At 37.2% G+C, this 14,403-nt stretch carries 7 protein-coding genes; 2 read left to right on the forward strand and 5 right to left on the reverse strand.

Going from position 1 to position 14,403, the window contains the following annotated elements:
* Nucleotides 1-60 precede the first annotated feature (60 nt).
* The 3 genes from RMY00_RS20980 to RMY00_RS20990 are packed head-to-tail and all read right to left on the reverse strand — an operon-like array spanning nt 61 to nt 3,628.
* Nucleotides 61-1,104 (reverse strand): sensor histidine kinase, encoded by a 1,044-nt coding sequence (locus tag RMY00_RS20980; protein ID WP_322649383.1) that lies wholly within the window; start codon nt 1,102-1,104, stop codon nt 61-63.
* Between the two features lie 6 nt (nt 1,105-1,110).
* Nucleotides 1,111-2,262: an FIST signal transduction protein gene (locus tag RMY00_RS20985; protein ID WP_322649384.1), complete on the reverse strand. Its 1,152-nt coding sequence runs from the start codon at nt 2,260-2,262 to the stop codon at nt 1,111-1,113.
* A gap of 46 nt (nt 2,263-2,308) precedes the next feature.
* Complete coding sequence (locus tag RMY00_RS20990) at nt 2,309-3,628, reverse strand: response regulator (RefSeq protein WP_322649385.1); 1,320 nt, start codon at nt 3,626-3,628, stop codon at nt 2,309-2,311.
* A gap of 711 nt (nt 3,629-4,339) precedes the next feature.
* On the opposite strand from RMY00_RS20990, the gene RMY00_RS20995 reads away from it, so the two are divergent.
* Both RMY00_RS20995 and RMY00_RS21000 read left to right on the forward strand, forming a co-directional pair.
* Complete coding sequence (locus RMY00_RS20995; protein ID WP_322649386.1) at nt 4,340-5,302, forward strand: terpene synthase family protein; 963 nt, start codon at nt 4,340-4,342, stop codon at nt 5,300-5,302.
* Nucleotides 5,303-5,508: 206 nt separating this feature from the next.
* Nucleotides 5,509-6,906 (forward strand): cytochrome P450, encoded by a 1,398-nt coding sequence (locus RMY00_RS21000; protein ID WP_322649387.1) that lies wholly within the window; start codon nt 5,509-5,511, stop codon nt 6,904-6,906.
* A 127-nt stretch (nt 6,907-7,033) separates the two neighbouring features.
* On the opposite strand, the gene RMY00_RS21005 is transcribed toward RMY00_RS21000, so the two are convergent.
* Together RMY00_RS21005 and RMY00_RS21010 are read right to left on the reverse strand one after the other, a co-directional pair.
* A complete protein-coding gene (locus RMY00_RS21005) occupies nt 7,034-12,751 on the reverse strand; it encodes an AAA family ATPase (protein ID WP_322649388.1) in 5,718 nt (1,905 codons plus the stop codon).
* Nucleotides 12,752-13,451: 700 nt separating this feature from the next.
* On the reverse strand, nt 13,452-14,147 hold the full coding sequence (locus RMY00_RS21010) for a response regulator (protein ID WP_322649436.1): 696 nt from the start codon (nt 14,145-14,147) through the stop codon (nt 13,452-13,454).
* Nucleotides 14,148-14,403: the final 256 nt, after the last annotated feature.

The following is a 14,403-nucleotide window of genomic DNA, read 5'->3' on the forward strand; positions in this document are numbered from 1 at the left end:
AACCACATTGAACATTTATTTTTATTAAAATTAACTTGAATAATTAGTATATTTACTACCTTAACAAATTGGAATTGTGATTATAAACTCCGAACCTTCTCCCAATACAGAATTTACTCTAAAAGTTCCTTTATGTTTTTGGACAATAATTTGATAGGCGATTGATAATCCTAATCCTGTCCCTTTTCCTACAGGTTTGGTTGTGAATAAATGGTCAAATATTTTTTGCTGAACATCAGCCGATATTCCTACACCATTATCTTGAATCCGAATCAATGCGTGATTTGTATCTTCAATTAGATTAGTATGAATTGTAATTTGATTTGGATTTGCCTTAATTTTTTCAAAACTTAGTCCAGAGTTAGACTCTTCTAAAGCATCAATAGCATTTGCCAATAAATTCATAAATACCTGATTCAGTTGTCCTGGAAAACATTTGATTGGAGGAAATTCGCCATAATGTTTAACTACTTGAATATCAGGACGAATCTTATTAGCTTTCAAACGGTGCTTGAGAATGATGAGAGTGCTATCAATACCTTCATGAAGGTTAAAAAAAACTTTTTGTTCTGTATCTGCTCTAGAGAAAATTCGCAAGCTACCGCTAAGGCTACAAATACGATCTGTACCTTCTTTCATCGAGGAAATTAGTTTAGGTAAGTCCTCGCATATATATTCGAGGTCAATCAATTTGATTGTTTTTTGAATTTCCTGAGATGCTTTGGGATAGGTCTGCTGATAAAGGTTTATCAGATGTAATAAATTTTCAATATACTCTTGAGCTGGAGTCAGATTACCTGCTATAAAGCTAACTGGATTGTTAATTTCATGGGCTACATCTGCAACAAGACTTCCCAAGCCAGACATCTTATTCTGCATTATCTGAAGATTAAGAAGCATCATTTCTAGTTCCTGGCTTCTTTCTTCTAAGTTATTTTGATATTCCTTTAATTCCTCAATTACTGTTTTAAGCAAAGATTCTTTTTTTTGATTTATATCTTCAAGTTTTATCCGGTCTGATTCAGAACGTTCCAATTGCTTTTGGATAATTCTATTTGCTTTTTTTAGTTCCTTAATTTGTTGTTGATAATCCTCAATTTTCATCAGCTTTTACCGATTTTCCAAAATTAAAGTAACAAAAGTTTCATTGTGAAATTGCGTTTGGCTAATTCGATCTATAGGAGCAATTTCTCCGTAAGAATAAAATCCACAGGCAGGTAAATGGCCAGTTAGAGAAAGTTTGGTATTCTGATACTCCTCTTGCGCCCTCGTGCCAAGTATTTGCCGACGAGCTACACATGAAAAAAATAACACAGCACTCGGTTCTGTGCCTAAATAGTTATCCAAGGCATTCATAAATGATGATTTGGAAGCTGCCAAAATATCTTCATAAGCTGCTTCTGAAATTTGAATAACTGCTTGATCGGGAATATCTCCAAAAAAGGTTATGCTACCAGATTCTTGGTTATAACTAATAGGTGCTCTTATATAAAAATTTTTTCCATTCTGATCAAACACTGCTAGCGGATACTCCATCGAAGGAGGAAGTAAACCAAGATAATGATGATAAAAATCTAAAGCTGGCTTACCATCTATTTCATAGAGTATGTTCTTATCCACTTTAGTTACTTTACTTATTTGGCCAATAGGATGCCAACCACTTGCAACAGCGTGGGAAAACAATATTGTGCCGGAAAAAATTAGAATTGGTATAGAATCACTTAATACTTCTGTTTGAAAAAATTGATATGTATTTTGATATCTTGACTGATCGCCTGCCAAACCACCGAATATTGGCACATCTTGCCCAAGAGCTAGTTTTAAGCCATTCAATATAGACACACCACTAGTTGTGAGGCTCTCTGGATGAGTTAAGCATAGCTTTGGCTTGGCGGTACTTTTTGCTTTGGCTTCCTCCACAGCTTGTTTAGTTGCAGTAATTGGATCGCCTGAAACTTTGCGTCCAACTCCTGCATAAATTTCAACTTCGTCTGAGCAAAATAACATTAAGGTGATTGAGTCCTGCTGAAACTCTAAAACGGAAGAAATTTCTCCATCTGTTGTCCCACCAATCAACTCAATTCCTGGAAAAGCCTGATGGATTTTCTGCAAAATTAGAGAATGTTCAAAGTCAATTGCAGCAAAAAGAATTCCAGCTTTTGGTATATCTCCTGCAAGAGAACTGACACATTGCTGAATAACTTCTTCAACTGCTGATAGAGAATCTGGATCGTTACTGTGACCAACTACTGCCTTAAACATAAATTTATCTGTATGAATAGATGGAGAATTATTTTTGCAATGATTTTCAAATGGGAAGCTTAATGATGAACTCTGAACCTTGTCCTGGTGCTGAACTTACTTCTAGAGTTCCTCCATGTTTCTCGACAATAATTTGACGAGCAATTGACAACCCTAATCCTGTACCTTGGCCCACAGGCTTGGTTGTGAATAAATGATCAAAGATTTTTTTCTGGACATCAGGTGACATTCCTACGCCATTATCTTTAATCCGAATCAAAATATGTTTTTTGTTTTCAGTAAGACTAGTCTGAATCAAAACTTGATTGGGATTTGCTTCAATTTCAATATAGGTGCGCCCTACATTAGACTCCTCTAAAGCATCAATAGCATTAGCTAATAAATTCATAAATACCTGATTTAGTTGTCCGATAAAGCATTCTATTTCTGGCAAATTATCGTAATCTCTAATTACTTGAATATTGGGATGATCCTCAGATGCTTTTAAGCGATGTTTTAGAATCATAATTGTGCTGTCAATGCCATCATGAATGTTGCAAGAAACCTTGCGATCGCTATCTGCTCGAGAAAAGTTTCTCAGACTGATACTAATGTCGCGAATGCGCTGAACACCCTCTTTCATTGAGGAAATTAAGTTAGGTAGATCAGCAAGCATATACTTCAAATCTATTCCTGCAATTTCCTCTTTAATTTCTGTAACTGGATTAGGATAATGCTGCTGATAGAGGTTAATGATATTAATCATGTCTTGAAAATATGCTGAAGCATGTTGGAGATTCCCATGAATAAAACTAACAGGATTATTAATTTCATGAGCAACTCCTGCTACTAATTCACCAAGGGCAGACATTTTTTCTGTTTGTACAAGCTGAAGTTGAGACTCTTGTAAGTCTTTTAATGCCCTAGACAAAGCTGCTGTCCTTTCTATAACTCGCTTTTCTAAATTTTTCGTGAGATTTCGTAATTGAAGATGGGTTTTAATTCTAGCTAATAACTCTTCTTCATGAAAAGGCTTGGTAATGTAATCAACTGCCCCTATATTTAGACCTTTTACCTTACTGTCAGTATCAGAATCTGCCGTCATAAAAATTACCGGAATATCACAAGTAGCTGAGTTTTGTTTCAGTCTTTTGCAGGTTTCAAACCCATCTATACCCGGCATCACTACATCTAATAGAATCAAATCAGGGGGGTTATATTCAACTTGCTTTATTGCACTTTCTCCATTATTTTCTGTAGTAACGTTAAACCCTACATTAGTTAATGTGTTAAAGACAATTTCTAAATTTGTAGTAGTATCATCTACCACTAAAATGAAACTATCTTCTGGTAAATGAAGCGTTTTTATATCTGTCTTGTAATTCATGTATTTAACTGAATTTAATTCCTTGTTACTTATTCACTATTGGCTGTGCAATCGCAGCTAAGTCACCTTTGTTTTGTTGGCGGGCTGACTGATAAATTTAGAGCCTAACAATCCTATAGTTCCCAAAAACTCTGACAACAGCAACATTCTCACACTAAATTGCTCTATGCGACCACAGGAGCGATCGCTACAGTATGAAAATGAACCCTAATCTTCCTTCATCTTGACTACACCTGAATATCCTCTTTCATGAAAGTGATTGGTTTTAAATTAGTCATTATTACCCTTGTTTTTTGAAAAAAGTAGTGTTAATGCAGCAAAATATTGCTACTGAAGAATCTTTTTAATGAAAGCGATCGTTATGAATTTAGTTATTAATACTCTTGTTGTTTCAGACAATTAGTGTTTATTTTGTAAAAATAAAATTACTCCTGTTAACTTCTCACTGATTTTGTAAGTTTATTATCTGTATTTATCCTGAACACGTATTTACGTAAATATTATTTTTTTATTAAAAAATAATTCAGTATGATTTCGGTTATCTTTTTGAAGAAATGAAATCACAATAATCAGTTAAGTATTGGAAATTTTATATATTTTTAAATATCAAGATTTTGGCGTAAATATAATTTGCATCAAAAGGAAAAACATGGTGTTTAAAATTTTATTTCCAAAAATTGATGTTGTAAATCTTGAATAAATATATTGATTATGGAAAAATTAATTTCTTTAGATTTATACTGCCCTTTTTCGTCACAAATTAATAAAAATATTGATTTTCTGGAAGAGTATAGTCTTGAATGGGTACTTGGTTTCAATCTACTGGCAAATGAATCATCTTATCAGCGTTTCTGCAAGTCAAACTTTTTCTTGATGGCAGCTACTACTTATCCCTATTGCAACTTTCAAGAACTGAAGATAGCAAATGACTGGTTGAGTTGGCTATTTATTTGGGATGATCAATGCGATCTATCAGAGTTGAAAACAAAACCTGAATCTCTAAAAGCTATTCACAAGAGATTTCTAGAAATCTTGAATGGAGCAGAAGTTACAAGCTACGATATACCTCTTAGTCGCGCTTTAAGTAACTTACGAGAACGGATGCTTGAAAAAGCAAGCCTGAAATGGTTAAATTACTTTATCTGCGGCTTTGAGAAATATTTACACGGTTGTTTTGAGGAAGCAAATAACCGTGTAGATGGAATTGTACCCGATACCGACACTTATATTGCAATGCGTAGGTTAAGCGCAGGTGCAGATGTTGCCTTGCCATTAATTGAACTTTGTGATCAGTTGATAATTCCTGATTTTTTACGAAAACAGGATATTTTTAAACAACTTAATGAGATTACAAACAACCTTCTAGGCTGGTCTAATGATATCTTCTCATTGTCTAGAGAATTAGCAACTGGCCATGTTCATAATTTAGTATTTGTACTCCATTACCAACACAAAATTTCTTTAGAAGAAGCAATGAAGCTTGCTATGAGAATGCACGATAATGAAATCCAAAAATTGGTAGATTTGGAAGCAAATATTCCATCCTTTGGAAAAGAAATAGATCCTGAATTGGCAAAATATATATTAGGAATTCATGCTTGGATACGTGGTAACCTCGATTGGTATTCCTTCACTGCTCGCTACAAAACTGTAGAAATGCTGGAGCTAGCTTAATTTTAATAAAATAGTATAGCTTACAAATAAAAAAGAAAAGTTAGATTGACTCTATCCTTCCTTCATAAGCTCCAATCAATACAACTATGTTGATTATATTGATTGGGATTTTAAGTTTTGAAGCTTCATTATAAAACCTCATTTTAATACCATAGCAGAAAGAAGCAGTATAACTGTTATGTGATGACATTACCCCTTTCGATTAAATGCAACTACCCAATCTTCTGCAAACCCCTTCTTTTCTCCAAAAGCTTCAATGGGTTGCTGATCCTGTTCGGTATATGGAAAAAGCTGCTCAACAGTATCCCGACATTTTTACTGGTAAGATAATTGGTTTTGGAGATACTGTAGTATTCGTTAACCATCCCCAAGCAATTCAGGAAATTTTAACCAATGATAGAAATAAATTTGCTGCTGTTGGCAAGATGAACAAAATTGGGGAACCCTTAGTAGGGGAATATTCAGTTGCCTTACTAGAGGGTACTCGTCACAAACAACAGCGACAACTTGTGACGCCTGCTTTTCATGGAGAGCGAATGCAGGTCTATGGTCAAAGGATTTGTGGTCTGTGTACAAAGGTTTTTAATCAGTTACCACTAAATCAGCGCTTCTTGGCTCGGAACTTAACACAAGATCTAACCTTACAAGTCATTTTACAGGTTGTCTTGGGCTTGAATGAAGGAGAAAAACTTCAAAAACTTAAGCATCTATTGCCGCAGATGTTAGATATTTTTCAGTCACCTTTGAGTTCTAGTTTATTGTTTTTCTCATTCTTGCAAAAGGATTTAGGAGCTTGGAGTCCTTGGGGAAAGTTTCTGCGTGATCGCCAGCAAATTGATAAATTGATCTATGCTGAAATTAGCGAACGCAGGGAGCAAAATGATTCAGACCGCAACGATATCTTATCCATGCTGATATCAGCACAGGATGACACTGGTCAATCGATGACAGATCAGGAGTTGCGCGATCAGTTGATGACTCTAATCGTTGCTGGATATGAAACTACAGCAACAGCAATAGCTTGGGGATTGTATTGGATTCATCAAAAGCCCCTAATTCGTGAAAAGCTACTTCAGGAACTGGATACCCTTGGTGATTCTCCAGATCCCATGAGCATTTACCGACTGCCATATCTAAGTGCTGTCTGCAATGAAACCTTGCGAATTCACCCTGTTGTCATGTTCTCTTTTCCCAGAGTAGTACAAGAACCTGCCAAACTGTTGGGACATTCTTTAGAGTCTGGGACTGTACTGCTTCCTAACATTTATCTAACTCATCAGCGTGAAGACTTATATCCCCAACCGAAGGAGTTTCAACCAGAGCGCTTTTTAGAACGGCAATTTTCTCCTTATGAATTTTTGCCTTTTGGTGGCGGTGTCCGTCGCTGTATTGGCGAAGCTTTGGCTATATTTCAAATGAAGCTAGTATTAGCAACTATTCTGTCACGCTATCAATTAGAGCTAGTTGATCGACAAAGAGAACTGCCTCAGCGTCGAGGTTTTACCCTTGCGCCAGCCACTGGAGTCAAGATGGTAATTAAAGGGCAACGTGCGCCTCAACAAGAGGCAGTTTTTGCTCCCTTCCCCTTACTTCCTGCATCTTAATTGACTTCCGCTTTGCAATATTAGTGGTCTATTGCATTAATTTCGCAGGGTTGTAGAGACACGAAATTTCGCGTCTCTACAGGGTTTTGGTAACAAACTAATCAATCAGAACTTGTGGGACAGACCACTAAATATTTGACTGTTGCATTGGTATCTCAATCACAAACTCAGTCCCTTCTCCTAATGTGGAATCACAGGTTAAACTACCCTTGTGTTTGTCCACAATAATTTGATAGCTAATCGATAACCCCAAACCCGTGCCACTTCCTATCGGCTTTGTGGTAAAAAATGGGTCAAATATTTTCTGCTGCACCGCTTTCGTCATTCCAGAACCGTTATCGCCAATCCTAATTATCGCCGTATTAGAATCTGTTAGTTCAGTAAAGATGTGAATTTGTTTTACTTTACAAAAAGCTACTGACGCATCTATATCCTTTTTTATTTGTTCTTTGTCATTTGCTAATGATGGATGATCGATAACAAATGAATCTTCTAAAGCATCAATTGCATTACTCAGGATATTCATAAACACCTGATTTAGTTGACCAGGATAACAAATAACTTCCGGTAATTTTCCGTATTCTTTGATAACTTCAATTGCAGGAAGACCGCTCTTTTCTTTAAGGCGATGTTGTAAAATCATTAAAGTATTGTTTATTCCCTCATGAACATTTACAGGCTTCATCTCAGATTCATCTAAGCGAGAAAAGTTGCGTAAGCCTAAAACAATATCCCTTATCCGCGAACTCCCCACTTTCATTGAATCTAAAATCTTTGGCAAGTCTTTTACTAGAAAATCTATGTCAATCTCCTCAGCTTTATCCTCAACTAAGGGCGAAGTTTGGGGATATTCTTGCTGATAGACAGCTACTAAATCTAGTAGGTCTTGTACGTACTCACTAGCATGATTAATATTGCCATGAATAAAGTTAATAGGGTTATTGATTTCATGAGCAATTCCTGCGACCATTTCTCCCAAAGAAGACATTTTTTCGCTTTGAATCAATTGGATTTGGGTACGTTGCAATTCCTGTAGAGTTTCTTGTAAACAGTGATTTTTGTCGTTGAGTTCCTGCGTTCTTTCCTGGACTTTTTCTTCTAAAGTATGGTTGTAATCTTCTAAACTTGCTTTAGCTTGTGCCAAATTTTTGTAAAGGATAGCATTCTCTAGAGATATTGCTGCTTGAGTTGTGAGGAGTTTGAGAACTTCTACGCGATCGCTTGTAAATGCTCCTGTAGTCAGATGATTTTCTAGGTAAAGAATCCCAATTAATTTACCTTGATTTTGAAGAGGTATAGATAACAAACTTTTAGGGTCTTCAGTAAGAATGTAGCTATCACCTGCTAAAAAAGGAATAGTACTTATATCATCAATAACCAGGATTTCTCTGGAGCGTTTAACATAGTTAATTAAAGTAATAGGAACATCGTAGCTTAACTCAAGGCAAGTTGATGGAAACTCAGTGTAGGTACGATCAAAATGCGAATTTGAACACACCACTGTGACAGTTAATGCTAAGTTATCACCTTCACTCAAAATTAAAGCGCATTTAGAGGCTCCTGCATTCTCCATAACAACTTCCATTAAAGTAGAAAGTAGTGGTTCAAGCTCGATTTCCCCAGAGAGGGCTTGAGATGCTTTAATGAATGCGGCTAAATCCAGAGAGTTAGAAATACTTCTCTTCGAGCTAATAACAGTTTGTTGATTACTTAAGGTAGGTAAAGCTGATATAGAGATGTTATTTACAGAAGTGGTTTCATCGCTAGGATGGATACTCACTTTTTCTTGCTGGAGTATAGAAGTAAGTAATTGGGGATAACGTTTTGTTAAATCGTTAACTTTGGCTAACGCTCCCCAATGAATGTAGCCATAATAGGCATCAGTTAGGTAGGTTTGGGCGATCTTCTGTTTGCCCCGTTCTAGATAAAATTTAGCGGCAAGTTCATTGGCAAGAGCTTCTTCGTTGATGTACTCATATTCTTTAGCAAAGGCGATCGCGCGATCGTAATTATCCATTGCCTCTATATATTGATTGAGAACTCGATGCCGTTCTGCCTCAACTAAATAAAACTTATGCAAATAATTCATCGGGGCATAAGTTGACCAGTGCTGCATCTTTTCTTGATTGACAGCAACCTTATTTAAGATTTGTTTTTGTTCAGATTTCTCAACATCAAAATAAACTGCCAGTCTAGCTAGTGAATCATAAAAATGGAATATAGGAAAAACTAACTGTCCTATCCCACCATGCAAATAATTTTCTGCCAAGTTAGCATTTTCAACTGCTTGAGGGTATTTCTGAAATAGGCAACAGAGATGCAGTTTAGTTGAATACAAATATAACAGTCCCATGCCGTCGTTTGCTTCCAGGTGAGTCGGCAACATTTTCTCTTCATCGTAGGCTTCACCAATTAAAAGATGCGGATTTTCCGTAGTACCTATCAAGTTCAAGACACTCTGCCGATAAATCGCGCTCCAGTTAAATACTGTTTCTTGCTTGATTTGACCGATGGCACTGTTGTAAATTGCCATCTCCTGTTCCAGTCCGGTCAGTTCTCTACTGACAAAATATGAACAGTAGCAATAAACATTAAGAGCATAGGCTGCATATTCTAAATCTCCCGTTTCTAGTCCAGCAGAGTATGCTTCCAGCAAAGGTTTTAAGTTTTCCTTGGCATGTTCCTTCCAATGCCGGATAGCAGCATTAAATACCTCTATGACCTTAGCTTTGACTTCTTTAGCATTAAAGCGAGTTAACAAACTTGCAGCCAGTTTTCCAAATTGATAGCCAAACTCAATATCTCCTACTACCCCGCAGAGTATTACCCCATAAGCTACATAGGCATAGGCTGATAAGGAAGTGTTACCGTATTTAAGTGATAAATTAATCTGTTTAAAAGCAAACAAGGGATAAAGTACAGGAAAAGCTTGATAGGCATGACCAAGGGCGCTTGATAGAATACGCATAGATGCTAAAGCTTGCTCTTGTGTCATTTCAGGCAGGTCAACTAAACCCTCAATATGCCTGCCGCTAAGATTTAATGTTAACTCTGCCATTGCTAGCTGAATATCTGACTGGCTTGGATGCTCAGGAAACTCCACTCCCAAAAGTTGCAAAAAGGTTAGGGCAGTATTCACAGCCTTCAGTGCTTGGTTCTGTGCCCCATAAGCCTGAATTTTGACTTCATAAACTTTTACTTTTTCTAGCAGTGGTTTGCGTACCAACACCACCTCTGCCAATTCCTCCATCTGTTCAAAGTTGCCAGCTAGGTATGCTGCCTCTGTCGCAGTTTCATATAAAGCCAGGGTGAGATCATGTTTCATTTCCCAACTATCACCTGCCAGCAGTTTGATGCCAATAGTTAAATACTTAACGGCCGCAGGATAAGCTGTAGATGCTAAAGCTTTACGTCCAGCAACTAGATTCATTTGGGCCAGTTCATATCGTTTAGCTTGAGGGGAGACAAATTCTACTGCGATATTAAACTGATTGACAAGCTCAAAAATCCTTTCTTCTTGTTCTGCAACTGGAATATTATTCAATAAAAGTAGCCCAATTTTTAAGTGAATTGGCTTTTTTTGTTCTTCGTGAATCAAAGAATAGGCGGCTTGCTGTACTCGATCGTGTACGAATTTATATTTAGGTAGCTGTAAATTAGAAATTGAAAATTGTGTAGATTCTATCCCATCAACAATTAAGTCTTGATCAGTATTATCTCTCGAAAATATGTTGTAATTTTCAGTTTGTGGTAAAACTAGCCCATCAATTAATGCTTGCCACAAGTCTGATGCTGTATCTACTATAGATTTTTCATTGGCGATCGCCAGAGTTTTTAAGTCAAATTCATTACCAATACACGCAGCAACTTTCAAAACTTTTTGGGTATATATTGGCAATTTCTCTATTTGTAGAGTGATAAATTTTACAACGTCATCTGTAAGAGCCAATTCTTGGACTTGGAAAATATCATACTGCCAATAACCAACATCAAAGTTTAATACAATTAGCCCATTATCATGTAAAGACTTAAGAAATTGAACGCAAAAGAATGGGTTGCCTTTAGTTTTGGCAAATACCATCTGAGTGAGAGGAAGTGCAACTCCTTCAGAACAATGCAGAGTATCAGCAATTAGATGATTTAAATCACCCTGATTTAAGGGTGCGAGGGCGATCGTATTAATAGTTGCTCCTGCTTTTTGAATTTCTTTTAGTGTCAAAGAAAGCGGATGTGCCTTAGAAACTTCATTATCTCGAAAAGAACCAACTAACAGTAATCCTCCCTTATTTTCATACATCTGTTCTGTCTCTTCTGAAGCATAAGACAACTTACTTTCACACATTAATAACTGAATTAATTTCAAAGATGCCGTATCTGCCCACTGCAAGTCATCGAGAAATAAAACCAGGGGATGTTCTTTCGTTGTAAATATTTGGATGAATTTTTGAAACAATAAATTGAAGCGATTCTGGGCAGCACTGCCAGATAGTTCTGTAACCGGAGGTTGCTTACCAATAATCTGTTCTAGCTCAGGAAGTACATCAATAATCACCCGAGTTTGTGTACCCAACTTCAAGAGAATTTTGGCTTTCCATTGTTGAATTTGGGCATCATTTTGTGAGAGCAGTTGTCCAATTAAGTCTCGAAAAGCTTGCACCAATCCTGACAAAGGAATGTCACGTTGAAACTGGTCAAATTTCCCTTTGATGAAGTAACTACGCTGACGCACAATAGGTTTGTGGATTTCATTGACTACAGCAGTTTTGCCAATGCCAGAGAAACCCTTGACTAATATCATTTCTGTTGCGCCTTCTGTCACACGCTTAAAAGCTGCGAGTAGGGTTTCAACTTCACTTTGGCGACCATAAAGTTTTTCAGAAATTACAAAACGGTCTGAAATATCTCTTGCACCTAATTCAAAGGGTGTAATATTTCCTCTTTCTTGCCATTGGTTTTGGCACACCTGCAAGTCATGCTTTAACCCCAAAGCACTCTGATAGCGGTCTTCGGCATTTTTTGCCATCAGCTTGCTGATAATATCAGACAAAATTGGTGGAATATTAGAGTTAATCCGACTGGCTTTTAGCGGTTGTTTGGCAATGTGAGAGTAAATTAACTCCATCGGATCTTTTGTTGTGAAGGGTAACTGTCCGGTGAGGAGTTGAAAGAAGGTGACACCGAGGGAATAAAAATCAGTGCGATAGTCAATACCTCGGTTCATCCTTCCGGTTTGTTCTGGAGAAATGTAAGCTAGGGTACCTTCTAATACGTTGGGATTCGTGAGAAATTGAATTTCTCTTGGTAGGAGAGTGGCAATACTAAAATCGATGAGTTTTATTTCATCTGTGGTAGGGTTTATCAGAATGTTGGCAGGCTTGATATCTTTATGAATAATCCGTAGGCGTAGCTCGCCTTCTCTACGAGACGCTCCGCGAAAGGTATCGCAGTGTAGTCCTTCAAGGATAGAAGCAATTTTAATAGCAATAGGGAAAAACTCATTAAGGGAAAGCCAGTTTTCCTTCTTTTCTTTATCCTCTACTCGCCAGTCTTGCAAGGAAATACCACCAAAATCTTCCATCACTAGGACGTAGCTGTTACGGTAGTTTTCTAAGCTATAGGTTTTGACTATGCCAGGAAGATCAAGGTTTTTAGTGATGATATATTGATTGCGGAACTGGGCGATTTCGCTGAACGTAGGATATTCATTCCGCATCAATTTGAGAACGACTGGTTTTTGATCTTGTTCTCTAATGCCCCGATAAACTAGGGTTTTACTACCTGAGTAGATTTGCTCGGTGATACGATAGCCAGGAAATGCAGTTAATGTATTTAATGCTACTGACATTACGGGGTATGCTCATAATTCTTGTTTATATGGTTTAGTATTCCCCTGCGAAGGCTATGTATATCATGAAATAGGCATTTTATTTAAACAAATAAAATTTAAACATATCCTTTTTTAGTAAATATTTCATATTGAACTATGTGATTATGCTTTGATTTTTTAACAAAATTATGTGCTGTAGGGTGCTTTATGGATTTCATCCTAACGCAGCATTCGTAAGGATTTAGTGCCGTACTCTCGCAGCTACACACCTAAATACAGCATGGTCTATTTACGTACTTTACCGCCGTAGGCATCGCAGTGATAATTCAGAAAAGCTTGAAATAACCTCAAGCTCGTTAATTCACATAATTCACATAACGATGCATTTATACAGTGCGTAAGTCCTACAAATAAAAAAAGCCTGCCGTTCTTCTTAGATTAAGAGCAAACTGCGGCAGGTTTTGTGGGTATTGGGCTGCTTTTCTAGACTGTCAACCTCTTCTACCAAGACGCTGTTCGCGTTCTGGGAATTCAAAATTCAAAATTTCTAGAAGTGCAGATAATTGCTAGTTATGTTTTCCTGCTTTTGAATTTTGTTTTCAACGATGATTTGTCAACATAAGTATTTTTGAACTAACTATTTTTACCCGCTTTTAATCGGACACCCGTATTATAAACGGGGTATTTTTAGCTGCGATAATAATAATGAGTACAAATGCTACTTTATTTTTTGTTTAATAAAGGTCACAACCTGAGTAAGCTGTTTCTTCAAGCCATCGATTTCAGCTTGCATTTTGACAATTTTCTCATTTAATGCACTAATTTCTGCATCAGAGGCTCCTCCAGCAGTAGGAGTTGCGTTGCTTGCCGCCGTAGGCATCGCAGTATTTGCAGCAGTAGGAGTTGCGTTACTTGCCGCCGTAGGCATTGCAGTATTTGCAGCAGTAGGAGTTGCTGTAGCAGTGGTTACACCAGAAGTTGCAACTGTGCCATTTTTGACACTAGCGGCTCCTACTGGTACTAGTTCTGGGCGTGGCAGTTTCGCCTTGGTCATAGCTAACTTAATTGCGTTAATTAGTTGCTTCTGATCAAAAGGCTTACCCAGAAATTCAAAGTATTCAAAGGGTTCTGTGATTTTCTCAGTCACCTCTTCCTTGCGACCAGACATGATCACTAAAGGAATTTTTCTTAATTCAGGATCGGCTTGAACTTTCTGGAAAACTTCCCAGCCACTCATTTTAGGCAACAGGAAATCCAGCATAATCAGGCTGAGTTTTTCCTGAAGAATGAAATTTAGTCCTTCCAAACCATCTTTTGCTTCCAGTACCTCAAAATTGCCCGGAGGCAACATTTCTCGTACTTTTACCCTGACAACTGTAGTGTCATCGATAACTAAAATCTTGTTGCTTGCCACGACTGTTTGCTCTAACAGAAACTTTAAGTGTAAATAGCGGCTTTGCCGATTGTCATTGAGAATTCCCCCACTATATACAAAATTTTTAGCAATTGGGGGATAGTATATTTCGGTATAAATGACATTCCTAGAGGTATTTTGCAAAACTTTTGCTTCTGCTATTTTCAATTTGTGTCATGGTGATATTTAAGGCTCTGGCTCTGTTCTAGGGGATAAGGGACATGCTGATACTGAGACATGGGGACTTGATGAAGAG

This window comes from Nostoc sp. ChiVER01 (genome assembly GCF_034531155.1).
Lineage (GTDB): Bacteria > Cyanobacteriota > Cyanobacteriia > Cyanobacteriales > Nostocaceae > Nostoc.

Excerpts from the sequence above, each read along its gene's own strand:
- RMY00_RS21005 (WP_322649388.1), bottom strand. The coding sequence starts at position 12,751 with ATGTCAGTAGCATTAAATACATTAACTGCATTTCCTGGCTATCGTATC.
- RMY00_RS21000 (WP_322649387.1), top strand. The coding sequence starts at position 5,509 with ATGCAACTACCCAATCTTCTGCAAACCCCTTCTTTTCTCCAAAAGCTT.
- RMY00_RS20995 (WP_322649386.1), top strand. The coding sequence starts at position 4,340 with ATGGAAAAATTAATTTCTTTAGATTTATACTGCCCTTTTTCGTCACAA.
- RMY00_RS20985 (WP_322649384.1), bottom strand. The coding sequence starts at position 2,262 with ATGTTTAAGGCAGTAGTTGGTCACAGTAACGATCCAGATTCTCTATCA.
- RMY00_RS20980 (WP_322649383.1), bottom strand. The coding sequence starts at position 1,104 with ATGAAAATTGAGGATTATCAACAACAAATTAAGGAACTAAAAAAAGCA.
- RMY00_RS20990 (WP_322649385.1), bottom strand. The coding sequence starts at position 3,628 with ATGAATTACAAGACAGATATAAAAACGCTTCATTTACCAGAAGATAGT.